The 22,929-nt window shown below is 56.9% G+C and carries 25 protein-coding genes, 1 pseudogene and 1 riboswitch; of the genes and pseudogenes, 10 read left to right on the top strand and 16 right to left on the bottom strand.

Annotated features, from left to right (window positions below):
- A pseudogene (locus tag AC2FNU_RS16690) lies at positions 1 to 260 on the top strand (hypothetical protein); the annotation flags it as partial.
- A 43-nt stretch (positions 261 to 303) separates the two neighbouring features.
- Here AC2FNU_RS16690 and AC2FNU_RS16685 read toward each other — a convergent pair.
- Both AC2FNU_RS16685 and AC2FNU_RS16680 read right to left on the bottom strand, forming a co-directional pair.
- The gene (locus AC2FNU_RS16685; protein ID WP_496790458.1) at positions 304 to 1,989 is read right to left on the bottom strand and encodes a tryptophan halogenase family protein; all 1,686 of its coding nucleotides are present in this window, start codon (positions 1,987 to 1,989) and stop codon (positions 304 to 306) included.
- A gap of 153 nt (positions 1,990 to 2,142) precedes the next feature.
- Positions 2,143 to 2,679: a hypothetical protein gene (locus AC2FNU_RS16680; protein ID WP_496790457.1), complete on the bottom strand. Its 537-nt coding sequence runs from the start codon at positions 2,677 to 2,679 to the stop codon at positions 2,143 to 2,145.
- A 218-nt stretch (positions 2,680 to 2,897) separates the two neighbouring features.
- Here AC2FNU_RS16680 and AC2FNU_RS16675 point away from each other — a divergent pair, with 218 nt between their 5' ends.
- Complete coding sequence (locus tag AC2FNU_RS16675; protein WP_496790455.1) at positions 2,898 to 3,374, top strand: YHS domain-containing (seleno)protein; 477 nt, start codon at positions 2,898 to 2,900, stop codon at positions 3,372 to 3,374.
- A gap of 23 nt (positions 3,375 to 3,397) precedes the next feature.
- On the opposite strand, the gene cmk is transcribed toward AC2FNU_RS16675, so the two are convergent.
- From cmk to miaB, 11 genes are all read right to left on the bottom strand, one after another.
- The gene (gene cmk, locus AC2FNU_RS16670) at positions 3,398 to 4,021 is read right to left on the bottom strand and encodes a (d)CMP kinase (protein ID WP_496790453.1); all 624 of its coding nucleotides are present in this window, start codon (positions 4,019 to 4,021) and stop codon (positions 3,398 to 3,400) included.
- Positions 4,022 to 4,029: 8 nt separating this feature from the next.
- Positions 4,030 to 5,382, bottom strand: coding sequence for a 3-phosphoshikimate 1-carboxyvinyltransferase (aroA, locus tag AC2FNU_RS16665; protein WP_496790451.1), 1,353 nt, complete (start codon positions 5,380 to 5,382; stop codon positions 4,030 to 4,032).
- A gap of 85 nt (positions 5,383 to 5,467) precedes the next feature.
- The gene (locus AC2FNU_RS16660; RefSeq protein ID WP_496790449.1) at positions 5,468 to 6,541 is read right to left on the bottom strand and encodes an amidohydrolase family protein; all 1,074 of its coding nucleotides are present in this window, start codon (positions 6,539 to 6,541) and stop codon (positions 5,468 to 5,470) included.
- Between the two features lie 87 nt (positions 6,542 to 6,628).
- Entirely contained in the window at positions 6,629 to 7,342 is a 714-nt protein-coding gene (gene trmB / locus AC2FNU_RS16655; RefSeq protein ID WP_496790447.1) for a tRNA (guanine(46)-N(7))-methyltransferase TrmB, read from the bottom strand.
- A 96-nt stretch (positions 7,343 to 7,438) separates the two neighbouring features.
- On the bottom strand, positions 7,439 to 8,620 hold the full coding sequence (gene metK, locus AC2FNU_RS16650; RefSeq protein ID WP_496790445.1) for a methionine adenosyltransferase: 1,182 nt from the start codon (positions 8,618 to 8,620) through the stop codon (positions 7,439 to 7,441).
- 5 nt (positions 8,621 to 8,625) lie between these two features.
- Positions 8,626 to 8,674: riboswitch (SAM-SAH riboswitch) on the bottom strand.
- Between the two features lie 37 nt (positions 8,675 to 8,711).
- Positions 8,712 to 10,220: an apolipoprotein N-acyltransferase gene (gene lnt, locus AC2FNU_RS16645; protein WP_496790442.1), complete on the bottom strand. Its 1,509-nt coding sequence runs from the start codon at positions 10,218 to 10,220 to the stop codon at positions 8,712 to 8,714.
- Positions 10,217 to 11,104, bottom strand: a complete 888-nt coding sequence (locus AC2FNU_RS16640; RefSeq protein WP_496790439.1) for a hemolysin family protein — start codon at positions 11,102 to 11,104, stop codon at positions 10,217 to 10,219. Before AC2FNU_RS16640 ends, lnt begins: the two co-directional genes overlap by 4 nt.
- Positions 11,105 to 11,139: 35 nt before the next feature.
- Positions 11,140 to 11,634, bottom strand: a complete 495-nt coding sequence (gene ybeY / locus AC2FNU_RS16635) for an rRNA maturation RNase YbeY (RefSeq protein WP_496790437.1) — start codon at positions 11,632 to 11,634, stop codon at positions 11,140 to 11,142.
- A gap of 36 nt (positions 11,635 to 11,670) precedes the next feature.
- Complete coding sequence (locus AC2FNU_RS16630) at positions 11,671 to 12,693, bottom strand: PhoH family protein (RefSeq protein ID WP_496790435.1); 1,023 nt, start codon at positions 12,691 to 12,693, stop codon at positions 11,671 to 11,673.
- Positions 12,694 to 12,817: 124 nt separating this feature from the next.
- Positions 12,818 to 13,678 carry an outer membrane protein gene (locus AC2FNU_RS16625; RefSeq protein ID WP_496790433.1) on the bottom strand — a complete coding sequence of 287 codons (861 nt, stop codon included), beginning with the start codon at positions 13,676 to 13,678 and terminating at the stop codon, positions 12,818 to 12,820.
- Positions 13,679 to 13,756: 78 nt separating this feature from the next.
- Positions 13,757 to 15,076, bottom strand: a complete 1,320-nt coding sequence (gene miaB / locus AC2FNU_RS16620) for a tRNA (N6-isopentenyl adenosine(37)-C2)-methylthiotransferase MiaB (RefSeq protein WP_496790431.1) — start codon at positions 15,074 to 15,076, stop codon at positions 13,757 to 13,759.
- 122 nt (positions 15,077 to 15,198) lie between these two features.
- Between miaB and AC2FNU_RS16615 the strand changes: the two genes are divergently transcribed.
- The gene (locus AC2FNU_RS16615; RefSeq protein ID WP_496790429.1) at positions 15,199 to 16,062 is read left to right on the top strand and encodes a glycosyltransferase family protein; all 864 of its coding nucleotides are present in this window, start codon (positions 15,199 to 15,201) and stop codon (positions 16,060 to 16,062) included.
- A gap of 6 nt (positions 16,063 to 16,068) precedes the next feature.
- Here AC2FNU_RS16615 and AC2FNU_RS16610 read toward each other — a convergent pair whose 3' ends face one another.
- Positions 16,069 to 16,866 carry a phytanoyl-CoA dioxygenase family protein gene (locus tag AC2FNU_RS16610; protein WP_496790428.1) on the bottom strand — a complete coding sequence of 266 codons (798 nt, stop codon included), beginning with the start codon at positions 16,864 to 16,866 and terminating at the stop codon, positions 16,069 to 16,071.
- Positions 16,867 to 16,949: 83 nt separating this feature from the next.
- Between AC2FNU_RS16610 and AC2FNU_RS16605 the strand changes: the two genes are divergently transcribed.
- Positions 16,950 to 17,846 (top strand): LysR family transcriptional regulator, encoded by an 897-nt coding sequence (locus AC2FNU_RS16605; protein ID WP_496790425.1) that lies wholly within the window; start codon positions 16,950 to 16,952, stop codon positions 17,844 to 17,846.
- Between the two features lie 4 nt (positions 17,847 to 17,850).
- Here AC2FNU_RS16605 and irrA read toward each other — a convergent pair whose 3' ends face one another.
- Positions 17,851 to 18,267, bottom strand: coding sequence for an iron response transcriptional regulator IrrA (gene irrA, locus AC2FNU_RS16600; protein ID WP_496790463.1), 417 nt, complete (start codon positions 18,265 to 18,267; stop codon positions 17,851 to 17,853).
- A 187-nt stretch (positions 18,268 to 18,454) separates the two neighbouring features.
- Between irrA and fabA the strand changes: the two genes are divergently transcribed.
- Genes fabA through AC2FNU_RS16580 form a run of 4 tightly spaced genes read left to right on the top strand, consistent with a single transcriptional unit; the run spans position 18,455 to position 21,277 of the window.
- The gene (gene fabA / locus AC2FNU_RS16595) at positions 18,455 to 18,964 is read left to right on the top strand and encodes a bifunctional 3-hydroxydecanoyl-ACP dehydratase/trans-2-decenoyl-ACP isomerase (RefSeq protein ID WP_093964585.1); all 510 of its coding nucleotides are present in this window, start codon (positions 18,455 to 18,457) and stop codon (positions 18,962 to 18,964) included.
- A gap of 48 nt (positions 18,965 to 19,012) precedes the next feature.
- Positions 19,013 to 20,242, top strand: coding sequence for a beta-ketoacyl-ACP synthase I (gene fabB, locus AC2FNU_RS16590; RefSeq protein ID WP_496790423.1), 1,230 nt, complete (start codon positions 19,013 to 19,015; stop codon positions 20,240 to 20,242).
- Positions 20,243 to 20,247: 5 nt separating this feature from the next.
- Positions 20,248 to 21,039, top strand: a complete 792-nt coding sequence (locus AC2FNU_RS16585; protein WP_496790422.1) for an enoyl-ACP reductase FabI — start codon at positions 20,248 to 20,250, stop codon at positions 21,037 to 21,039.
- A gap of 58 nt (positions 21,040 to 21,097) precedes the next feature.
- Entirely contained in the window at positions 21,098 to 21,277 is a 180-nt protein-coding gene (locus tag AC2FNU_RS16580; RefSeq protein ID WP_496790420.1) for a hypothetical protein, read from the top strand.
- 33 nt (positions 21,278 to 21,310) lie between these two features.
- Here the strand turns inward: AC2FNU_RS16580 and AC2FNU_RS16575 are convergent, their stop codons facing one another.
- On the bottom strand, positions 21,311 to 21,739 hold the full coding sequence (locus AC2FNU_RS16575) for an FKBP-type peptidyl-prolyl cis-trans isomerase (RefSeq protein WP_480801179.1): 429 nt from the start codon (positions 21,737 to 21,739) through the stop codon (positions 21,311 to 21,313).
- A 126-nt stretch (positions 21,740 to 21,865) separates the two neighbouring features.
- On the opposite strand from AC2FNU_RS16575, the gene AC2FNU_RS16570 reads away from it, so the two are divergent.
- Positions 21,866 to 22,552 (top strand): haloacid dehalogenase type II, encoded by a 687-nt coding sequence (locus tag AC2FNU_RS16570; protein WP_496790418.1) that lies wholly within the window; start codon positions 21,866 to 21,868, stop codon positions 22,550 to 22,552.
- The coding region (locus AC2FNU_RS16565) for an alpha/beta fold hydrolase (RefSeq protein ID WP_496790416.1) at positions 22,552 to 22,929 on the top strand (378 nt) is incomplete at its 3' end. The genes AC2FNU_RS16570 and AC2FNU_RS16565, both read left to right, overlap by 1 nt.

Genomic DNA, 22,929 nt, shown 5'->3' with positions numbered 1-22,929 from the left:
GTGTGCTCGCTGCGGTCGGGGTTTTGCTGATCTTCAACCAGCTTGGCTATGTCCGGCTAATGGGGCTGGGCCATGCTGTTTTCTGGACGCCACTTGCCTGGTATCTGTGGAGGCAACAGGCACGTGAAGACATGCCCGTTATCCCCGGATGGATCATCCGCGTGGTCTTAGGGACCATCGCGATTTCATTGGTCTTCGACTATGTGGACGTGATCCGGTACCTGATGGGAGATCGAACGCCGGTTCCAGTACCGGCGTAAGGCGCACCCCCATCAAGACATCTGCACAATCGGCAGCCGTTCTTTAGAACAGTTGCAAGTCCTTGGCACCGCTTTGGATTTCGGCAAAGTTGGGCATGTTCTGGATCCTGACCGGAGCCGGAGCAGTGCCCGGCATCGGCACCGTCGGCTGCACCACTTTCGCCTTGCCAAAGGCTGGGCGCTCCAACTCTCCACGAATGTCACGCAGCAGAGTCTTATGATCCGGCATCGTTCTGATGATCTGCGCAAGATCTTCTTTTGCGCGCTGCATACCCTGGTACCAGATGACCTTCTTCAGCGGTCTGACACGATCCCGGATACCCGGACCATATCCGGTGTCATAGACCTGCTTGCCTAAAAGAACTGTCTGATACACGCGATGATCAAACAACGTTGCGAACTCGACATCGTGGTCCATCGGCAAACGGTGCTGCCACAATTCCAGATTCTCGGCCAACCGGTCCGGCACCTTCATCTGAGTCCGCGCATCAATCCAATAGGGATCGTCTGTCCGGTTGCCCAAGCGGTAATGCAGGCAGATGAACTCCAGCACTTCGTTGTAGAGCTTATCCATCTGACGGTTATATCTTGCTCGCAGCGCAGGCTCGATGTCGCGCGTTGGCAAATGTTCGGCAAACCAACGCACCGCATGGTCGATCATGTGGATCGCGGTACTTTCCAGCGGTTCGATGAACCCGCCGGACAGACCGATTGCGACACAGTTCTTGACCCAGGCATTGCGGACACGCCCGACGCGCATCGGAATAACGCGCGGTGTCAAACCCTTACCGCTGTCCCCCAGCCATTCAAGATACTCATCCGCCGCCTGATCATCCGTCCGATGCGCCGATGAGAACACATATCCCGTACCCACGCGATTATAGAGCGGCACCCGCCACGTCCAGCCCGCGCCAAGTGCGGTGGATCGTGTCAGGCTCTCGATCTTTTTCGGATTGGGATGCTCGATCTGCAACGCCATGGCGCGGTCGTTGGGCAGGTAGTCAGAATAGTCCAAAAACGGCTCGCCCAGCGCCTTGTTGATGATCAACCCACGGAAACCGGTGCAGTCGACGACCATCTCGATGTCATAGCGGCCCCTGCGCTCAAGCATCAAATGGCTGACATTGCCTTGTTCATCCAGCTCAACCGACTGTACCTCATCCCGAATGTGCTCGACACCGTTTTGGGTACAGACCTTGGTCAGCATTCCAGCAAACTTCACTGCATCCAGATGGTAAGCATAGCCAAAGCGCTGTTCGAACTCGGGTTGCCCCAGTTGCCGCGCGCCTTTGCAAAGGCGGCCCAGATCATCATGGGGAGAGATGGACTGTGTGAAATCCCGATCCCCGTTGCCAAAACGCAGGAAGTATTCGGCTGCATCCAAGCCTTCCAACATCTGTCCGTGGGCAAACGGGTTCACATAATCAATGCGTTTTCCCTTGCTGTCCTTGTTCCAGTTGCAAAACTTTACACCCAGCTTGAACGACGCGTTGGTCTCGCGGAAGAAATCCCGCTCTGCGATGCCCGCCTGACGCAGCGTGACAGGCATGCGCGGCACCGTGGCCTCACCAACACCCACGGTCGAGATATTGGGACTTTCGATCAGGCAGATGCGTGGGCGATCCTTCTGCGATGACGTTCTGGAAAACACCATGTCCAGGATCAGCGCGGTCATCCACCCCGCCGTGCCGCCGCCCACGATGGTGATTTGCTTCAAACGATTATTCATGTGGTTTTGTCCCTGTTGGCTTGGGAATTTTACAGCCGCTTCCCCTTTTTGGGGTTATGTAGCAGCCCTCCCTTTTCGCTTGAGGGAAACTATAACAGCTTTCCTGCGTCCATCTAGGGCTTTAACCGCAAATTACACATACATATGGGCTGGTCAGATTTCTTCGCCCTTTTTCAAAAGTTCTTCAATCAAAGCACGCTGAAGATCGGTGCTGTCGCCCCCACCAAACTCTGCAGCCCCACCGGTGTACAAGGTGCCATATGTCTTTGCGATATTTACCGTTTGAGCCAGCCCCGAAATCAACTGATCTTTTTCCAGCAATGACAGCGGGTGAATGAACGCGGCCCACAGGATGCCATTGGCAATCGCATAACGCGCATCCAGCGTACTGTCGAAATTGGCCTGCATCACCCGGATCAAGTCCTCCTCCGAAAGGTCTGCGGCATTGCCAATCGCGACCATGGCACGCATTCGGTCTGCATTGATGTCGGTGATCACCAAAACCTGTTCGTCGGCCACCGTCATCTGGAAGCCGGGACCAAACGGCTCGGCCTCGGGATCCAAAGCAAAGAGGATGCTACCCAGCCGCTCATATGTCATCGGCGGTTCGGTTTCCGTGACCTGGGGCTCAACTTCCTGAGCAGCCAGGCTTCCAGAGATGAAAATCAGAATGAGGGCTAAGCGAAACATGACGTCACTCCTGCAGACACCCTTTGACCATAAGAACCGCAACACGCACTGGCCAAACAAAGCTTAGTGATCTGTTGCACCATGTCATTCAGAGAATTGTACGATCTGCAAAGTTAAGTGTCTCTTCTGCGATTAAACGTTCAATCACCTACTCTTAACTGTGTGTCATCGGCCAGAACATTGCCTGGCCCGAAACCGAAACCAAAAGGAAACTCACTATGAAATATTCTGTACTGACCGCCCTGGCCGCGGCCATCGCTCTGTCCACTCCGGCCTTTGCTGCCGACGAGATCAACGTATCAAACGGCATTTCTGCCGCTGGGGCGCCGCTGGCCGCACATGGCGTTGATCTGGTTGCTTTGGTCAACGAAGGCAACCCGGTCGAAGGTTTTGCCACACATTCGGCAACCTATGACGGAGCCTCCTACTACTTCACGACGGCTGCAAACCGGGAAGCCTTCGAGGCGAACCCGGCTGCTTATTTGCCGCAGCATGGCGGGTTCTGTTCGTTCGGCGTATCGGTTGGCAAGAAGTTCGATGGTGATCCGGACCAGTATCTGGTTGCCGACGGCAAACTGTACCTGTTCCTGAATGCTGAAACCCGAGCGGCCTTTCTTAAGGATGTTGTCGGCACAGCCAAAACAGCTGACGATCAGTGGGCAAACATTAAAAGCGTCGCCGTAGGTGAGCTTTAAATCCCTACCCTTTGCCTGCGGCGCTAGCGTGTCGCGGGCAATTTTGCGTTGATGACCTCAAGCGCTTTTGCCAATGCGGCCTCGATGCTCAGATCGGTTGTGTCCAACTGAACCGCATCCTCGGCAGGTTTCATCGGCGCTGTACTACGCTCTGCATCCCGCGCGTCGCGCTCTTTTACATCTGCCAGAACCTGATCGCGTGTCACATCGGCACCTTTGGCGCTAAGCTCAAGATACCGCCGCTCGGCCCGAACTTCGGCGCTTGCTGTGACGAACAGTTTCACCTCTGCACGCGGGCAAATCACTGTCCCGATGTCGCGTCCGTCCAGAACGGCCCCCCCGGCCCTGCGGGCAAAGGCGCGTTGGAAATCCACCAACGCGGCGCGCACCTCGGGGATGACCGCCACTTTGGACGCGGCCTGTGCGATTTCAGCGGTACGCAGGTCGCCTTGCTCCAACTCTTCGGCGGTCAAAGCCTTTGCCGCGTCGACCGGTTCGGCGCCCTTCAAAACACGTCGACCCACCGCACGGTAGAGAAGCCCTGTGTCCAGATGGGCAAACCCAAAATGCGCTGCAACGGCTTTTGAGATCGTGCCTTTACCCGCTGCCGCCGGACCATCAATGGCAACTGTGAAGCTGTGGGTCATTTCAAAGTTTACCGGTTGTTTCGGGCAAGTTGCGCGCCAAGGCGCGCCATCAACGGCTCAAAAATCGGGAACGACGTTGCGATAGGCCCTGCATCATCGACGGTCACGGGCTTCTTCGCACCCATACCAAGGATCATGAAAGACATGGCAATGCGGTGATCCAGAAAGCTCTCGCAGGTACCTGCGCCGGGAACGTTGCCGATGCCCAGCCCTTCGACCGACCACCAATCGTCACCCTCTTTTACCGTCACACCGTTTGCACGCAAACCTTTTGCCATTGCATCGATCCGGTCGCTTTCCTTGACGCGCAGCTCTTTTACACCGCCCATCATCGTGGTGCCGGTGGCGTTGGCCGCAACCACGGACAGTACAGGATATTCATCGATCATCGAGGCCGCGCGTTCCGGCGGCACGGTGATCCCTTTCATGTTCGGCGAGTATTTTGCACGCAGATCGGCAACAGGCTCGCCACCTTCTACGCGCTCATTCTCATAGGTCAGATCTGCACCCATTTCGCGCAATGTGGTGAACAGCCCAGCGCGGGTTGGGTTCAGACCAATGCCGGGCACCAGTACGTCCGAGCCGGGCGTGATCAGCGCAGCACACACCGGGAAGGCTGCACTGGACGGGTCGCGAGGAACGGCGATGACCTGCGGCTTCAACTCTGGCCGCCCTGTCAGGGTAATGACACGGCCCTCATCGGTATCTTCAACCGTAATCTCAGCGCCGAACCCGGCCAGCATCCGCTCGGAATGGTCGCGGGTCGCTTCTTTCTCGATCACAACGGTTTTGCCGGGGGCATTCAATCCCGCCAGCAAGACAGCAGATTTGACCTGAGCCGAGGGTACGGGCACTTCATACCGCACCGGGGTCGGGTCCGCTGCACCTACGATGGTCATCGGCAAGCGCCCACCGGACCGACCAACCGATTGCGTGCCAAACAGGGCCAACGGATCAGTCACCCGCGCCATCGGGCGCTTGTTCAGGCTGGCATCTCCGGTGAAAGTCGCCGTGATCGGAGAGGTTGCCATAGCGCCCATGATCAGCCGCACGCCGGTGCCGGAGTTGCCGCAGTCGATCACCTGATCCGGTTCCGCAAAGCCACCGACGCCCACGCCATGTACGGTCCATTCGCCGCCACCGTGATCCGTAACCTCAGCCCCAAAAGCCCGCATCGCCTTGGCGGTGTCCAGAACGTCTTCGCCCTCCAGCAAGCCCGAGATCCTGGTCTCGCCCACAGCCATCGCGCCAAGGATCAACGACCGGTGCGAGATCGACTTGTCACCCGGCACCTCGGCCGTGCCGGTCAGCGGGCCGCAGGGATGCGAAGTCATCGGGATGGGCGTGCCGTGTCCGGACATGGGGGCTCCTTTTGCGCTATCAGTTCAAGGCGGATTAGCGAATTGGAGCGGGTTGGTCCAGCGGCAATAAGCCCGAAGATGCCACTCAGGCTTCGCCCAGCCACTTTGCCGGGTTTTCTTCGGCGATCTGCCGGAAAATCTCCTCGCCTAAAACGTTGCGAAGCCGAAAACAGACTGCCTTTTCTGACAGCTCTTCCTGCCGGGTCATGTAGTAATCCGATCCAAACAGGACGCGAGATCTGAGGCGCTCACTTTCTTCGTCCTCGCCGGTTAGGAAAATGCGCAGAAATGGGGCGTAATCCTCGAACTGGAACAGTGTGTAAGAGATGTCCGTCCAGAGGCCGGGGTAGTTTCCGCTGCCAATCATGCGCCGGATTGCCACCTGCCAGTTCCGGTTGAAGGCGTCGTCCAGCGGATTCTTGCGGTCAGGGTTAACATAAGCATCCCAGTCCCGCTGCCCACCAAAATGCGCGAGACAAATTCGCAGATTGGGGTGGGTGCGCATCACGGGAATAAACGCCTCTGGCTCGGTATAGCGATCTGCCCAATAATCCGAAAGGTAGCGCCCCTGAACGCCGCCGCGCGAACAGTGTGACATCACTGGCAGGCTCAGTTCCTCCAGTCGCGGATAAACATGCTGCAACAGAACCGGATCGTCCGGCGCGTACCCCAGCCTTGGATAGAGCTTCAGGCCGCGAAACTTCAGACCATCTATGGCCCGCCAGAGTTCCGTCGCCTGAGGATCGGCACGTGGGTCAATCGTTGCAAAGGGTATCACGGACCGGCCAACCTCGGGGTCGCCAGACAGCTTTGCCAATTCGTCATGTTGCGCGCTCAGCGGAACCTCTGGTGCGCCGAACCCAAAAGCTGACATCTCCATTGGCAAGACAACAAAGCGGGTGTCACTGGGATAGTGCCGCCGCATGTTGTCCAGAATATCGCGTTGGCTGCCCGCGTCCGATTCCTGTTGAAATCGGTAAAGCCTGTCCAGTTTTTCGGCAACGGAATGCTGACCAATCAGGCGTGCGCCGAAGGCCAGGGCCTTGATCAACCAAGGCATCTTTTTGAATGGCTTGAGTGCCGGATAAGGGTAATCCTCTGGCACGTGGCGCGCATTAAACAGGTGCGTGTGGCAGTTCGTGATCCGAATATCAGACATGGCAATCCCGGACAAAAGACAGTGCTAAAATAAGTGCGTCACGCGCATCCTAGCATAGCGTTCGGGATTGCAGAAATCCGGGACCGATCAGGATTCTGTTCGACGGAAGGTCAAATAATGCGGCACACGCCCTTCGCGCAGGGCCTTTTGCTCATAGCGGGTGGAAACCCAATCGTCCCAAGGCTCACGCCAGTCGGCAGGACGTTCGGCCAACCATTCAAAGCCTGCGCGCGGAACTTCTTCCAGCGTCTGGCGCACATAGTCGGGAATGTCGGTGGCAACGCGAAAGATCGACCCGGGTTTCAACACTTTCGCCAGTGGCTCCAAATGTTCAGGTGTCACAAAACGGCGGCGATGGTGCCGAGTCTTGGGCCACGGGTCCGGATAGAGAAGAAACGCACGCGAGATGCTGGCTTCGGGCAGGACATCGAACAAATCGCGCGCATCGCCGGGATGTACGGCAAGATTCTCGACCCCCGCTTGCCGGATTTTCCCCAACAACATGGCAACGCCATTGATATAGGGCTCGGCCCCGATGATGCCGATATCCAGGTTGCTTTGGGCCTGGTGCACCAGATGTTCACCGCCGCCAAAGCCCACCTCAAGCCAAACCGGCTTGCCGCCGAACAGACCATCCAGATCCAAGGGCTTGCGTTCGGGATTAGTTTCCCAATCCACGGCCCCGGGTGACAGCGCCGCCAGATCTTCATTCAGATAGGTCTTTTGGCTGGGCTTCAGGGTCTTGCCTTTGAAGCGGCCATAAAAGTTTCTGCGCGGGCGTTGTGGGGTCTCGGTGCTCATGCCGGTGGCCTTACTGCTCAGGCCCAAGCGTTGCAAGTGTGTGTTGCACGCGCAAAGAAAAAGCGCGCCTTGGATGGCGCGCTTACTCTTTTCGGATCAGACTGCGGCTTTCAGTGCGTCAACCAGATCGGTGCGTTCCCAGCTAAAGCCGCCATCCGCATCGGGTTCACGCCCGAAATGGCCGTAAGCGGCGGTGCGCTGATAGATCGGCTTGTTCATTTGCAGGTGCTCGCGAATACCACGCGGGGTCAGATCCATGACCTGGCCTACGGCTTTTTCGATCACAGCATCGGCAATCTGGCCTGTCCCATGCGTGTCAGCGTAGATCGACAATGGTTTGGAAACGCCAATCGCATAGCTCAGCTGGATCGTGCAACGCTCTGCCATGCCAGCAGCCACAACGTTCTTGGCCAGATACCGCGCGGCATATGCAGCCGAACGGTCCACCTTGGTCGGGTCTTTGCCCGAGAACGCGCCGCCGCCATGCGGGGCCGCGCCACCATAGGTGTCCACGATGATCTTGCGACCGGTCAGACCTGCGTCACCATCCGGGCCACCAATCACGAATTTGCCCGTTGGGTTAACGTGCCATTCGGTGTCAGCAGACAACCAGCCCTCGGGCAGCGTTTCGCGGATATAGGGTTCTACGATTTCGCGGATGTCATCAGATGTCAGCGCCTCATCCAGGTGCTGAGTCGACAATACAACCGAGCTGACGCCAACCGGTTTGCCATCACGATAAACGACGGACAATTGCGACTTGGCATCCGGGCCCAGCGCAGGTTCGGCACCGCTTTTGCGCACTTCGGCCAGACGCCGCAAGATAGCGTGCGAATACTGGATCGGAGCGGGCATAAGCGCGGGGGTTTCGGTTGTGGCGTAACCGAACATGATGCCCTGGTCGCCTGCCCCTTCATCCTTGTTGTCAGCCGCATCAACGCCTTGTGCGATGTGAGCAGATTGTTCGTGCAGCAGGTTTGTTACCTCGACGGTTTCGTGGTGAAACTTGTCCTGCTCGTAGCCGATGTCTTTGATACAATCACGGGCGATCTTCTCGATACGACCCATATAGTCATGCAGCTTGTCTTGATCCGACAGGCCGACTTCACCGCCAATAACAACGCGGTTGGTTGTGGCAAAGGTTTCACAAGCCACGCGGGCTTCGGGTTCTTCGTTCAGAAATGCGTCAAGGACGGCGTCCGAAATGCGGTCACAGACCTTGTCTGGGTGCCCTTCGGAAACGGACTCCGAAGTAAATGTGTAGTTCTGTCGGGACATAAATGTGCTCCATTAGGGTTTCTCTGCCACGCCAGGAAGCCGTTGTGACAGGTCAGAGACGCATACGCGCACCGGAAGATGGGGTCAATCGCTAATAATTCACGCGCAAGCGGTCGCCAAAACGGATGATGGCGCCAAGAAACAAAAGGATCATCAAAATGGCACTGTCGCCTGTTCGCGAATAAAATGTCGGCTGTTGCGGCAGTGGCAGGATGGCATCGACATACCCGGCCTCACCCAAAGGCAAAGAGGCAGTGACACGGCCCAGAGGGTCGATCATGGCCGATATGCCAGTATTCGCTGAACGGATCATCGGCAGGCCCTGCTCAATCGCCCTCATCCGAGCTTGAACCATATGCTGATACGGGCCCGATCGGGTTCCGAACCAGGCGTCATTGGTGATCTGTAAAAGGAAATCCGCCCGCCCCGGTGCACCATTCACATCCTGCGAAAAAACGGCCTCGTAGCAGATCAACGGCAAGGCTTGCCCCAGGCGCCCCAGATCCATCAACTGCGGGCCAGGTCCCGCGCTGAACCCGTGGCCCGTTGTGGAGGCTAATCCGTGAATGCCAAAACGCCCCATCAAATCGCCGAAGGGGACGTATTCTCCGAAAGGAGCAAGATGGTGCTTGTCGTACAGACCAGCCTGTTGCCCGCTTTCATCCAAATAGACCATCGAGTTGAAAATCCTCGGGCCGTCTCCGCGCTGAATACCAAGGATCACCGGAGTGCCCTGCGCAGCATCCGCTATGGCAGCCAATATCGGTTGCGCACTGCCGAGCCAAGCGGGCACTGCCGTTTCGGGCCATACGATCAGATCAGGCCTTGGCAGCGCGGCTGTGTAGTCGATCTGGCGCGAAAAGAACAAAGGGGCGTATGCCGGGTCCCATTTTTGATGCTGAGGCGCATTTGGTTGCACAACCCGAACGACATGCGGACCGTCGTGAACCGTCGGCCGTGTCGCGGCATAGCCTAACGCTACAATCGCCAATCCGGCTGAAAATAACAGTGGCTGCACCAGGCCACGAAAAGGTCTGGGGTGCTTCAATGCCGAACCGATGGGGAATGTCGCGGCGAACGTTAGGGCGTTTAACCCAAACGGCCCGAACAAAGACAACATTTGCGCCACTGGTGTATCGATCCAGACCTGCGAAACCCCCGCCCAAGGGAAACCAGTCAACACGTAGCCTCGGGCAAGCTCAGCCAAGGACAGGGTTACAATCAGGAACAGGCTTTGACGGAAAGATGACGCGCCGGGGCGGCGAGACATCCAAAAAGCAACAGCCCAGAAAAGTGCCAGCCCACCAGCCATAAACACCAGCGCAAACGGTGCCATCCAGGCGTGGCGTTCCGCGTCCACCTGAAACGGCTCGATGATCCAGTTAAGCGCGTGTGCGAAATAGCCGGTCGCAAAGACCCAGCCGATCCAACCGGCCCTGGCGCGAGTTTCACTGGCTAAGAAAAGCGGTACGATCAGGATCAGAGACAGAATCGTCAGTGCCCAATAGCCAAGTGGCGCCAAACCAAAAGCACCCAAGCCGCCCAGAGCCGCAGCGGCCAGCAGTCTCAGCATGAAAGGCCAGCCCCGCGTGGGGGTCATGCAGCAATGTCCGGCAGCATGACGCGAAGCCTTTTAATGCGACGTGGATCAGCGTCGATGACTTCAAATTCGGGACCTTCAGGGTGGATCACAACCTCTCCCCTCGCCGGCACACGACCGGACAGCATGAACACCAAGCCGCCCAAAGTATCGATTTCCTCTTCATCCACGTCTTCATGGCTGGTCAGCGAGCGGCCAATCTCGGCCTCGAAATCCTCGAGCGGGACACGGGCTTGCACGACGTAACAGCCGGGTTTCTCCTGCACCCACAACTGATCTTCATCGGCATCGTGCTCGTCAGCGATTTCACCAACGACCTGTTCGATCAGGTCTTCGATGGTCAGCAGACCATCAACGCCGCCATATTCATCAATCACCAACGCCATGTGGCGTCGCTCTGTCTGCATCTTGGTCAACAAGACCCCGATCGGCATGGACGGCGGTACAAACAACAGCGTGCGCAGCATCGAGACCAGATCAAAGTTGCTGCCCCCACCGTTGAATCCATGGGTCAACGCAAAGTCTTTGAGGTGAACGAAGCCCAGTGGCGTATCCAGAGTACCTTCATAAACCGGGATTCTGGACAGACCACTCTCACGGAAAACATCCGCAAGCTCGTCCTTGGTGATCGTCGAAGGCACCGATATGATTTCAGCAGTAGGAATAGCGACGTCTTCCACACGCATCCGCCGCAGGTTAATCATCCCGCGGGACTGAGGCACCGTTGCATCCTGTCCGTTCGCCACCGGCTGCGGTTGAGCCTCATCGCCCGAAAACGCATCAAAAATTCGAGAAAAGAACCCGCTTTTCTCTTCGGCCGTATTGTTGCTGTCCTGTGGTTGCGCGCTGTGCGCCGCCCTAGAACTGCCGTCTGTCTCGCCCATTATCCTGTTCCAACTGATCGGGTCATCTGACCCCTTCATACCTTATATGGGTCATCGATACCTAATTTGCCAAGTATCTCGACCTCAATCCTTTCCATCAGGGTGGCATCGGGATCACGAATGTGATCATACCCCAGCAAATGCAACGTTCCGTGAACAAGCAGATGAATCACGTGATCGTCCATCGCCTTACCAGCCTCCGCCGCCTCACACGCGCAGGTGTCGAAGGAAATCGCTATATCTCCTAAGGGAATCTCACCCGTAAAGTCCGGCTCTGGCGAAATCGGCGTCTGCCCTGGCGCTTCGGGGGCCAGATCCTCGGCTGGCCAGCTCAGAACATTGGTGGCACTCGGCTTGCCACGAAACTCTGTATTCAGGTCTGCAATCCGCGCATCGTCGCAGCCCAGAACGCTGACTTCACAGACCTCAGGGTCCAGCTCGACAAAGGCCAGAACAGCGGAAATCGCCTTGCGCGACAAAGCCTCAAGGCCTTGCCACCGATTGTCTTCGACAGTGAGTTCCAGGTTCATCTTACCGCGCATCAGCCCTTGCAAAGGGCCTTGCACTCAACTGGTTTCGCGGCCCGAGTCGGCCTCATACGCTTCGATGATGGCGGCGACAAGCGGATGGCGCACCACATCCTTCGAAGTGAAATAGTTGAAGCTGATATTGGGTATCGTTTTCAACAACCTTTCCGCATCCGCCAGACCTGACTGCACACCGCGCGGAAGATCAACTTGTGACCTGTCGCCGGTAATCACCATGCGGCTGCCCTCACCCAGGCGTGTCAGGAACATCTTCATCTGCATGGTCGTCGCGTTCTGCGCTTCGTCCAGAACCACAAAGGCATTGGCCAGAGTTCGACCGCGCATAAATGCGAGCGGAGCGATTTCGATTCGTTTTTCTTCGATCAGCTTGGCCAGCTGCTTACCGGGCAGAAAATCGTTCAGCGCGTCATAGAGCGGCTGCATATAGGGATCGACTTTGTCCTTCATGTCACCGGGCAAATAGCCCAGCTTTTCGCCTGCCTCGACCGCAGGGCGGCTCAGGATGATTCGATCCACATGGCCGCCGATGAACATCGAAACACCAACAGCAACCGCCAGATACGTTTTACCCGTTCCCGCAGGGCCGATGCCAAAGGCCAGCTCGTTCTGAAACAGCGACTGAACATAGGCTTTCTGAGCATCCGTACGCGGTTCGACCAGTTTCTTGCGAGTCTTGATCTCGACCGAACCACCTTTGAACATCTCAAGCTGATCGCCGTCGCGCGTGCCCGTTCCTTGTTCCGAAGCTCCCATGCGCAGCTCGCGATCCACATCTGCCGCTTCCACCTCGCGACCACCTTCCAGGCGGGTATAAAGCGACTGCAGCACCTCTAGGGCCTGTTTCTGAGCATCTTCATCACCCATGACAACCAGCTGGTTGCCACGGCGTACAATCTGGACCGAAAGCTTGCTTTCTATATCGGTCAGATTGCGGTCATATTCACCACACAGGTCAATCAACAATCGGTTGTCGGGAAATTCTACAAACGCCTCACGCTGGGGCATTTCATCTTGCGGTGGGGTCAGGGCACCGATGGCCAATCCGTTCTCCTGTCTTGGCTGTTCACCCTGAGCGTAGACAACAAAACTCGGTGGGCGCAAGCCACAGATTCAAAATTTAGTGCTGGGATGACAAAACAGCCGAAAGATGCCACTCCAGTTGGCATCAGAAAGTATAGTTCAGCCCGAATCTGAGACCGCCATATTTTGGCGTCGACTTTGTAGAAAAACCTGAACTGAACTGGATGGTCTTCGAGTCGAACTGGACATATTCATATTCACCGGTAATCGACCAGTTATCGGTCAGTTTGTGCTCTGCCCCGATACTGGCTGAATATCCATTTCGGCGATCCGTTACCGAAAAGTTCTGAACCGAACCGCCGGATGCAATGCTGTTGGTCGTGTCGATGTCACCCCACAAATAGCCGACACTGACGAAATACAGGATTCGGCCGCTGCGGTTGGTCAGACCATTTCGCAAACGGATTGCAAAGACATCCGACACTTCGGTGCCACCCTGGACATCGACCCCGCCAATCCGGGTGCCAACACTGTCATCAAGGGATCCAAACTGGTACCCGATTTCAAAGCCGTACACGTAGTCACGCCCACCTCTGGCGGGCAAAATACCACGCCAGCCGCCCCGAAGTTCTCCGTAGGTTCCGGACAAATCCTGCTCGCCGATGTCGAACAATCCAGCAGGCGTTCTCAGCCCAAAGCGATCATCTCCACCCGAGCCATAGCCCCCGGCAAGCCCCAGGTAAAAGGCACTAACGTCGCTGCTAAATTGTGACGGGCTGATCACTTCGGGCTCAGTCACCGTGCCTTTCAGATCACCTGCAATTGTTGTGCTGGCCAGAAGCGTGGCAATTGACGCCGCAGGCAGAGTTCTGCCCAGTCTGGAAATCCTGAAACTCTTAAGGGTCGTCACTCGTGCCTCCATCACTCCGGTCGCAACACCGGCCCAAAACCGTCCATCAAACGCAAAAACAACACGCCCGGAAAAGCTTGGCTCTTCTCCGAACATAGTTCCAAGCAATAAATCAAGGGTAAATTTTGGAAACAAACACCAACTATGGTGGCCGACCGGTAGATACTTGCCGATTTACAGCAGCTCTCCGGCCAGCGAATTGGCGCCCGACTCGGTGATCCGTACCTCTTTCAAATCCCCTGTCGCGATCTCGGGGCCTTTCACGTGGACCGAATGAAGATACTCAGACTTTCCGACCATTTGACCGGTCAGGCGACCCGGTTTTTCGAACAGAACACGCACCGTGCGGCCCACCATGCTATCCTGGATTTCACGCTGATGGCAGGTGATCAGGGCCTGGAGGCGTTGCAGCCGTTCATCCGCCGCCGCAGGGTCAACCTGTGCCCGCTCGGCTGCGGGCGTTCCGGGGCGGGTCGAGTATTTGAACGAATACGCGTAGCCGTATTTGACCTCTTCGACCAAATCCATTGTTGCCTGGAAATCCTCTTCGGTTTCCTCGGGGAACCCGACAATGAAATCGCCAGACATCACAATATCCGGGCGCGCCGCGCGGATTCTTTCGATCAGGCGCAGATAGCTTTCGGCTGTGTGGCTGCGGTTCATCCGCTTGAGAATACGGTCCGAGCCCGACTGCACCGGCAAGTGAAGATACGGCATCAGCTTGTCGCAGGTGCCATGTGCCTCGATCAGATCATCGGCCATGTCGTTGGGGTGCGACGTGGTAAAGCGAATCCGCTCTAACCCGTCGACCTTGTTCAACTCCCAGATCAGACCCGCCAGAGTCATGTCCCCGTTCGGACCTGCACCATGATAGGCATTCACATTCTGCCCAAGCAGAGTGATCTCGCGCACCCCACGCTCGACCAGATCGTGCGCTTCACGAATAATGCGATCGGCTGGGCGGCTGACTTCGGCACCACGTGTGTAGGGCACAACGCAGAAGGCGCAGAACTTGTCACAGCCTTCCTGAACGGTCAGAAACGCCGTCGGGCCACGCTTGGCCTTGGGGCGGTTCTTCAGCTTCTCGAACTTGTCCTCTTCCGGAAAATCCGTATCCAGCGCCTTTTCACCAGCGCGGGTCTTGGCCTCCATCTCGGGCAGGCGATGATAGCTTTGCGGACCAACAACCAGATCGACCAGAGGCTGGCGACGCATGATCTCTTCACCTTCTGCCTGTGCGACACAGCCTGCAACGCCGATTTTAAGATCCGGCTTCTCGGCCTTCAGCCCCTTGAACCGACCCAGTTCGGAATACACCTTTTCCGCGGCCTTTTCGCGAATATGGCAGGTGTTCAGCAGGATCATGTCTGCATCATCAGGCGTTTTGGTTTCGACATAGCCCTGCCCGCCCAGTGCCTCGGACATGCGCTCGCTGTCATAGACATTCATCTGACAGCCATAGGTCTTGATAAACAGCTTCTTCGGTTCAGACATGAGACGGGCCTTTGCATTCGCTGGATCGGCGTCATCTATATGCTTCGAACGCCGCTTGCAATGCGGGCGCAATTACCCGAATTTGGCGGGACTTTCCAGCAAGGCAAAATCGAAAACACGCGATGAAGTACGAATCTCTGGACAATTTTCTGAAATCGGGTCAGACCGCAATGTCCAAAGGTCCCATCGCATTGATTTTTGCCGAGGATGAGATCGAGTTGGACAGCACAATACGGCACCACCTGAAACTGGGTTTCAAATCCGTAATTGTGTTCATGCCCCCGAATCTGGAGCTTGACGCAGAGCTTGCCGAACTCGTGCACCGGGTCACACTGAAATGCACGCCCCGAGCCATTGCATTTGATACAATAAACAGGATCATTCAGGCCGCGCCGGGCATTTGGATGTATTACTGCTACAACGCCGAGTACCTGTTTTTTCCATTTTGTGAAACGCGCAGCGTCGGGGAAATGCTGGCCTTTCACAGCGAAGAACGGCGCAATGCGATGCTCAGCTATGTCATTGACCTTTATGCCGATGATCTGAGCAGCAATCCAAACGGAGTCGCGCCTGATCAGGCCCTGTTCGACAGCACGGGCTATTTTGCCCATACCCGCCACGACCCAAGCGGCCAGCCAATGGATCGGCAGGTGGATATCTCAGGCGGGTTGCGCTGGCGGTTCGAAGAGCACGTGCCGTACGAGCGCCGCCGCATTGACCGCATCGCCCTGTTCAAATCGCAAAAAGGTCTGGTGCTGCAGCCCGACCACACGTTCAACGAACCGGAGTACAACACCTACTCCTGCCCTTGGCATCACAACATGACTGCGGCCATTTGCTCATTCCGCGCGGCAAAAGCCCTGAAGACCAATGCGGGGTCCACTTTTGACATCCCCAGCTTTCGCTGGCGCAACTCAGTGCCGTTTGAATGGCAGTCCCGCCAGCTGCTGGATCTGGGTCTGATCGAATCAGGTCAGTGGTTCTGAGACGCTTCAGCGTTGTAACAGCATAGGAAACCAGTCCTCGCGCAGGCGCTGACCCGGTGTCATGTCGTGACCGGGAAACGGGGGCGAGGTGCGGCCCGGGCGCTCGACATACCGCGCGTCGTCCCCAACCAGACGCAACGAAAACGCGCGGCGGCGGCTGTCCGACTGGTTGCCCCGCGCGCCATGCAGGGTGCGATAGTTGAACGCCACGGCGTCACCCGGCTCCATTTCGAACTCAACAACCCGCATTCCTTCGGCATCGGGGTCCGGGACAGGGATGTATTGCCCTTCATCGGGAAAGAATCCCTCCTCTGACACCCAACGGGTCGGCAGAACCTCTTTCTCCCACCGATGCGATCCGGCGACACAGCGCAGCGTCGCCTGCCGAACCGGATCCAGCGGAGACCAGAAGCTGATGGTTTGCTGTCCTTCGACGAAATAATACGGCCCGTCCTGATGCCAAGGCGTGGCCATCGACGTGCCGGGCTCTTTGACCAGCACGTGATCGTGGAACATTTGAACACTTTGCGACTGCATCAGATCTGCAGCGACCTGGGCTGCCGGTGAGTTTTCGATGACTTCGCGAAACTGAGGAATGCGTGTCCAGTTGCAATAATCATCGAAGAACCGCCCGGTTTCGCCCGACTTTTTGTTTTCAGAAGCAAAGGGGCCAGGATCCGACATATTTGCCGCCACACCTTCGCGCAATTGATCCACGTGATCCGCGAACAGTCCTTTTACAAGAACAACACCATCTTGCTGATAAGTGTCGATCATCGCTTGAGATACGAGTGGGTGTGGCATCCGGGTCTCCTTTGGCTTTGTCCTGTTTTGCTTTGAACATGCATTCTGTTCAAATCATATCTTTCGAAGTTATAAATAACTTCATGTTATATATTTCCCTTCGCCAATACGAATATGTCTGCGCGATTGGACGCCACGGGAGCCTGTCCGCCGCCGCGCAGTATTTGAATGTATCGCAACCGGCCCTGTCCAACGCGCTGACACGGGTTGAAGAACATCTTGGACACCCGCTGTTCATTCGCCGCCGGGGCGCAGCCATGGCCCTGACGCCTCAGGGCCGGAGGTTCATTGAACAGGCCGAGGCTTTGCTGAACGACGCTGCGCGAATCGAAACCTCTGACACACCCACGCCGGGGATGACGCACTTCAGATTGGGTTGTTTCACAGACCTCGCCCCGTTCCTGTTGGCCCCTGCCCTGAATCATTTGCGCGTCGCTTTTCCAAATGTCGCGATTTCATACGTCGCCGCGTCCTTCGAAGGGCTTCTAAATGGGATGATCGACGGCCAGATCGACATCGCGATCACTTATGATCTGACCATGGACGCCGGGTTCACCCGAGCCAAGTTGTTTGACAGCAGGCCAAAAGCGTTGACGCCGCCAGATCATCCACATTCATCAAAGGGCAGCGTGACCCTGACTGACATCGCGACTTACCCTCTTATCCTGTCGACCGAAGGGCTTTCGGCACAACACATCCTGGGTCTGTTTCGCCGAAAGGGTCTGCGCCCAACAGTCGCGCACCGGGCAGCGTCGCTAGAGATTCAGCGCAGTCTTGCCGCGCATGGCGAGGGAATCGGCATCAGTTACGCCAGCCCGCCCAGCCCTGTAAGTTACGACAACCGGCGATTGGTCGGCATCCCTATCACCGACCCGGACGCGGCCGAGTCGGTGGTTCTGGCACGACACGGCACAGGCCCGGCTGACCCAACGGTCAATCAGGCCGAACGCGTTTTACAGGATGGATTGAAACAGGTGTAACGCCTTATTTCTTGCGTAACCGGATAACGACGTCGACAGACGCAATCTCAACGCCTTCGGGGGCTTCAGGCAAGCGCTGAATCACAAGCTGGTCAGACGGTGCGTCACTCAGGCGGGCCTCGTCTTCCCAATAAAAATGGGGGTGATCGTGCGTATTGGTATCGAAATAGCTTTTCGAACCATCCACGGTGATTTCCTGCAGAATGCCTGCGTCACAAAAGGCGCGAAGCGTATTATAGACCGTAGCCAAAGACACAGCGTCGCCGTTTGCTTTGGCGGACTCAAACAGGCTTTCTGCAGTGACATGGCGATGGCGGCCGTCGCCCACAAGAAGCTCAGCCAGCGCCACACGCTGACGCGTAGGCCGCAAGCCGGCGTTTACCAGCCAACCTGTCGCTATTTCGTGGCTCTGAGGTGTCATCGATCCGATACCCATAGTTGCTGCTTTTATATATAGGGGCGCATAGTTGGCAATTTCAAATGAAATTCATTCGCAAAGATAGGTGTCTACACAACATGATGTGGGCCACCGCTCTTGCAGGACCTTGCAAACGGGTGATAGACGAGGCCAGATATAAAGACAGACCCCCGGCAGGAAAGGCGGCAGAATGGCCCAGTTCCCGAGCAGTTTTGACAAAGATGATCTGCTGAAATGCGCCCGTGGCGAATTATTCGGCCCTGGCAATGCGCAGTTGCCTGCCCCGCCGATGCTGATGATGGATCGGATTACCGACATCTCAGGCGATGGTGGGGCGCATGGCAAAGGCCATGTTGTGGCCGAATTCGACATCACGCCCGACCTTTGGTTCTTTGACTGCCATTTCCCGGGGAACCCGATCATGCCCGGTTGTCTGGGTCTGGACGGTCTGTGGCAGTTGACCGGTTTCAATCTGGGCTGGCGCGGCTGGCAGGGACGCGGTTATGCACTGGGCGTAGGCGAGGTCAAACTGACAGGAATGGTCCGCCCGGACCGCAAGATGCTGACATATTACGTCGACTTCACCAAGGCGGTTCAAACCCGTCGCCTGACCATGGGTGTGGCGGATGGCCGGGTCGAAGCCGACGGTGAAGTGATTTATCAGGTCAAGGATATGAAGGTTGCACTGTCGGAAAGCTAACCCCAGCTATCGGACACGTCACTGAAAACGAACTACAGGAGTACGCTTATGCGTCGCGTCGTCGTCACCGGTCTGGGGGTCGTCTCCTCCATCGGGAACAATGCCGAAGAGGTTTTGGCCTCGCTCAAAGCAGGCAAATCCGGGATCGAGGCCAACGAGCAGATGGTCGAACATGGTTTTCGCAGCCAGATTGCCGGAACGCTCAAGATCGACGTGGCCCAGCATGTGGACAAGCGTACCCTGCGCTTTATGGGCCCAGGCGCGGCTTATGCCCATATCGCCATGAGCCAGGCGATTGCCGATGCCGGCCTTACCGAGGAACAGGTGGTGAACCCGCGCACAGGTCTGGTGGCAGGCTCGGGCGGGCCGTCCACCAGCGCGATGCTGACGGCCCATCAAACCGTTCTGAAAACTGGCGCGACCAAGCGGATTGGGCCGTTTGCTGTGCCTAAATGCATGTGCTCGACGATTTCGGCAAACCTTGCGACTGCGTTCAAGATCAAAGGCATCAACTATTCGATCACCTCGGCCTGCTCGACCTCGTTGCACTGCATCGGCAACGCTGCGGAACAGATCATGCTGGGCAAGCAAGACGTGATGTTTGCTGGTGGCGGAGAGGAACTGGACTGGACCCTGTCCTGTCTGTTTGACGCGATGGGCGCGATGTCATCCAAGTACAACGACACGCCGGACAAAGCCTCACGCGCGTTTGATGAAAACCGCGACGGCTTTGTGATTTCGGGTGGCGGCGGCATCGTCGTGCTGGAGGATCTTGAGCACGCTCTGGCGCGTGGCGCAAAGATCTATGCCGAAGTCACAGGATACGCGGCAACTTCGGATGGCCATGACATGGTCGCTCCGTCCGGTGAAGGCGGCGAGCGCGCAATGCGTCTGGCGCTGGGTACTCTGCCCGAGGGCCGCAAAGTGGACTACATCAATGCCCACGGCACCTCGACCCCTGTCGGCGACGTGGGTGAGGTTGAAGCCGTGCGCCGCATCTTTGGCGAAGGCAATGTGCCACCGATTTCGTCAACAAAGTCGATGACTGGCCACGCGCAAGGCGCGGCAGGTGCGCTCGAGGCGATCTTCTGCCTGCTGATGCTGGACCATGATTTCATTACGCCGTCGATCAATGTCGACACACTTGCCGAAGGCATCTTGCCCGGTGAAATTGCAACCGAAGTGGTTGAAAACGCAGGACTGGACAGTGTCATGACCAACAGCTTCGGCTTTGGTGGCACCAACGGGTCCATGATTCTGTCAAAGTATAACGGGTGAAAGTGATGTCGGATCTTCTTAAGGGTAAACGCGGCCTGATCATGGGCGTGGCCAATGACCGCTCAATCGCGTGGGGCATTGCCAAAGCCATGCACGAGGCGGGCGCGGAACTGGCTTTCACGTATCAGGGCGAGGCATTCGGCAAACGGCTTGAGCCTTTGGCCCAAAGCCTTGGCAGCGACTTTATGGTCGATGCAGATGTCACCGATGACGAATCGCTGGATCGCGCGTTCGGCGAGCTGGCACAACGTTGGCCAACCATCGATTTCGTTGTCCATGCCATCGCATATTCGGACAAGTCCGAGCTGACGGGCCGTTTCCTGAATACCACACGGGCGAATTTCAAACACTCGATGGACGTCTCGGCCTATTCCTTCATTGAAGTGGCGCGCCGCGCCTATCCGATGATGAAGGACAATGGCGGCTCACTGCTGACCCTGACGTATCAAGGGTCAAACCGTGTTGTGCCGAATTACAACGTCATGGGTGTTGCCAAAGCCGCTCTGGAGTCGGCAACGCGCTATCTGGCCAACGACCTTGGCCCCGATGGTATCCGCGTGAACGCGATTTCGCCGGGACCGATGAGAACTCTTGCCGGTGCAGCCATCGGCGGCGCACGCAAGACCTACAAGTTTTGCGATCAGAACGCTCCTATGCGTTCTAATGCAACGCTGGAGGCCGTGGGCGGAACTGCGGTGTACCTCACATCTGATGCTGGCGCTTGCACGTCGGGTGAAATCATCCGCGTCGATGGCGGTTTCCACGTTCTTGGAATGCCTCAACCCGACGCTATGTGACCATATCTTTCCCTGCCGCTGTCAAGATTTTACCATCTTTGGGCGGCAGGAATTCGATATGAGCAAGCTAGATCAAATCATTGCGAATAACGCACGTGCGACGCAAACCCGGAAGAAGACCGGTTTTCTCAGCCAACGGGCCAGAGTCCTGCTGCTGACGCTGACATGTCTCTTGGTTGCGTTTATTTTCTTTACGCAACCACAGGTGCGCGCAGCACTTGATGCTTTGATCGGGTAATTTTCAGACCGGGATTCCGGCCCGAACCGCGCGTCAGTTGATCGACACAACCTCGATATCAAAAATCAAATCTTGACCAGCCAACGGGTGATTGGCGTCCAGAGTTACAGTCGCTTCATTCGCGCCGACCACAGTAACTGGTACGGCTTGACCGTCCGGTGATTGCATTTGCAATTGCGTTCCAGGCTCCAGCGGGATGTCGTCGGGAATACCTTCACGAGGAATTTCCTGACGCATCGCAGGATTGATCGGACCGTAGGCATCCACACAGGCAATCTCGACCCGTTTCTTGTCACCGGCAACCAGACCAGGCATGGCGCTGTCCAAACCGGGAATGATCTGACCCGATCCAACCACGAATTCCAGCGGATCGCGCCCCTCTGAGCTGTCGAAGACTGCGCCGTCCAACAGTGTTCCGGTGTAATGGATGCGAACCGTGTCGCCTTGTTTGATTTCGGTCATCGAGGCCTCCGGCCGTTCAAAGGGATTGAGCGGCCAACCCTAGAGCCTGACACAATGTTGTAAACCCTTGGCTCTTTCACCCCCCTCGTTGTTGTGCCAACCTGCGCGCGATCAGAGGAGGATCACATGCCGATCACCACCTGTGTCTTCGATGCTTACGGAACACTTTTCGACGTTGCGGCTGCTGCCCGCCAGGCTGCGGACGAACCGGGATTTGAAGCCCTCAAAGACAAATGGCCAACAGTTGCCGGGCATTGGCGCCTGAAGCAATTGCAATACACCTGGCTGCGCGCCGTGGCCGATGCGCATACCGACTTTTGGGATGTCACTCAGGACGGGCTGGATTGGGCGCTGGACGCCGCTGGACTGCAAGGCGACCCTGAACTGCGTCAACGTCTGCTTGATCTTTACTGGGAGTTGCAGGCCTATCCTGAAGTGCCCGACATGCTGAAAGCGCTCAAAGAAGGCGGGTTGCAAACGGCGATCCTGTCCAACGGGTCGCCCCCCATGCTGGACGGCGCCGTCCAGTCTGCGGGTATCGGCGATGTGCTGGACGATGTTCTGTCGGTTGAAAGTGTTGGTGTCTTCAAACCCCATGCCCGCGTGTATGATCTGGTACAGAAACGGTTTGACTGCGCCCGTGACGAGGTGTTGTTCGTCAGCTCAAACGGTTGGGATGCTGCAGGTGCCAGCGGATACGGTTTTGTCACTGCGTGGGTCAACCGGATCGGTGAACCGATGGACCGCTTGCCCTGGACACCAGCCCATGTGCTGCCCGATTTAACCACAATCCCAAAACTTGCAGGGCTTTGATGTCAAACTTCACAACTACGGACGGCAAGCGCATCTACTTTGAGGAAACGGGCACGGGCACGCCGCTTTTGTGTCTGGCCGGACTGACCCGAAACAGCCGCGACTTTTCGTTTTTTGCTCCTCATGCCGCTGACCTGCGCATGATTGCGATGGACTACAGAGGGCGTGGTCGTTCGGACTATGATCCCGATTTCATGAACTACAACATCTTTCGTGAATCGCATGACGCGATCGAATTGCTGGATGTACTGGGGATCGAGAAGACTTTCGTTCTGGGCACCTCGCGGGGTGGTCTGATTGCCATGGCTCTGGCCGCAAGCCATCCCGAGCGGCTGGCCGGGGTGATCCTGAATGATGTTGGACCTGTCATTGAAACA

The organism is Ruegeria sp. BHSB064, from assembly GCF_059613205.1.
This window is presented reverse-complemented; position numbering and strand designations above follow the sequence as displayed.

What these genes read in the sequence shown, in the direction of transcription:
- AC2FNU_RS16685 (WP_496790458.1), bottom strand. Translation starts at nt 1,989, where the DNA reads ATGAATAATCGTTTGAAGCAAATCACCATCGTGGGCGGCGGCACGGCG.
- AC2FNU_RS16680 (WP_496790457.1), bottom strand. Translation starts at nt 2,679, where the DNA reads ATGTTTCGCTTAGCCCTCATTCTGATTTTCATCTCTGGAAGCCTGGCT.
- AC2FNU_RS16675 (WP_496790455.1), top strand. Translation starts at nt 2,898, where the DNA reads ATGAAATATTCTGTACTGACCGCCCTGGCCGCGGCCATCGCTCTGTCC.
- cmk (WP_496790453.1), bottom strand. Translation starts at nt 4,021, where the DNA reads ATGACCCACAGCTTCACAGTTGCCATTGATGGTCCGGCGGCAGCGGGT.
- aroA (WP_496790451.1), bottom strand. Translation starts at nt 5,382, where the DNA reads ATGTCCGGACACGGCACGCCCATCCCGATGACTTCGCATCCCTGCGGC.
- AC2FNU_RS16660 (WP_496790449.1), bottom strand. Translation starts at nt 6,541, where the DNA reads ATGTCTGATATTCGGATCACGAACTGCCACACGCACCTGTTTAATGCG.
- trmB (WP_496790447.1), bottom strand. Translation starts at nt 7,342, where the DNA reads ATGAGCACCGAGACCCCACAACGCCCGCGCAGAAACTTTTATGGCCGC.
- metK (WP_496790445.1), bottom strand. Translation starts at nt 8,620, where the DNA reads ATGTCCCGACAGAACTACACATTTACTTCGGAGTCCGTTTCCGAAGGG.
- lnt (WP_496790442.1), bottom strand. Translation starts at nt 10,220, where the DNA reads ATGACCCCCACGCGGGGCTGGCCTTTCATGCTGAGACTGCTGGCCGCT.
- AC2FNU_RS16640 (WP_496790439.1), bottom strand. Translation starts at nt 11,104, where the DNA reads ATGGGCGAGACAGACGGCAGTTCTAGGGCGGCGCACAGCGCGCAACCA.
- ybeY (WP_496790437.1), bottom strand. Translation starts at nt 11,634, where the DNA reads ATGAACCTGGAACTCACTGTCGAAGACAATCGGTGGCAAGGCCTTGAG.
- AC2FNU_RS16625 (WP_496790433.1), bottom strand. Translation starts at nt 13,678, where the DNA reads ATGTTCGGAGAAGAGCCAAGCTTTTCCGGGCGTGTTGTTTTTGCGTTT.
- miaB (WP_496790431.1), bottom strand. Translation starts at nt 15,076, where the DNA reads ATGTCTGAACCGAAGAAGCTGTTTATCAAGACCTATGGCTGTCAGATG.
- AC2FNU_RS16615 (WP_496790429.1), top strand. Translation starts at nt 15,199, where the DNA reads ATGAAGTACGAATCTCTGGACAATTTTCTGAAATCGGGTCAGACCGCA.
- AC2FNU_RS16610 (WP_496790428.1), bottom strand. Translation starts at nt 16,866, where the DNA reads ATGCCACACCCACTCGTATCTCAAGCGATGATCGACACTTATCAGCAA.
- AC2FNU_RS16605 (WP_496790425.1), top strand. Translation starts at nt 16,950, where the DNA reads ATGTTATATATTTCCCTTCGCCAATACGAATATGTCTGCGCGATTGGA.
- irrA (WP_496790463.1), bottom strand. Translation starts at nt 18,267, where the DNA reads ATGACACCTCAGAGCCACGAAATAGCGACAGGTTGGCTGGTAAACGCC.
- fabA (WP_093964585.1), top strand. Translation starts at nt 18,455, where the DNA reads ATGGCCCAGTTCCCGAGCAGTTTTGACAAAGATGATCTGCTGAAATGC.
- fabB (WP_496790423.1), top strand. Translation starts at nt 19,013, where the DNA reads ATGCGTCGCGTCGTCGTCACCGGTCTGGGGGTCGTCTCCTCCATCGGG.
- AC2FNU_RS16585 (WP_496790422.1), top strand. Translation starts at nt 20,248, where the DNA reads ATGTCGGATCTTCTTAAGGGTAAACGCGGCCTGATCATGGGCGTGGCC.
- AC2FNU_RS16580 (WP_496790420.1), top strand. Translation starts at nt 21,098, where the DNA reads ATGAGCAAGCTAGATCAAATCATTGCGAATAACGCACGTGCGACGCAA.
- AC2FNU_RS16575 (WP_480801179.1), bottom strand. Translation starts at nt 21,739, where the DNA reads ATGACCGAAATCAAACAAGGCGACACGGTTCGCATCCATTACACCGGA.
- AC2FNU_RS16570 (WP_496790418.1), top strand. Translation starts at nt 21,866, where the DNA reads ATGCCGATCACCACCTGTGTCTTCGATGCTTACGGAACACTTTTCGAC.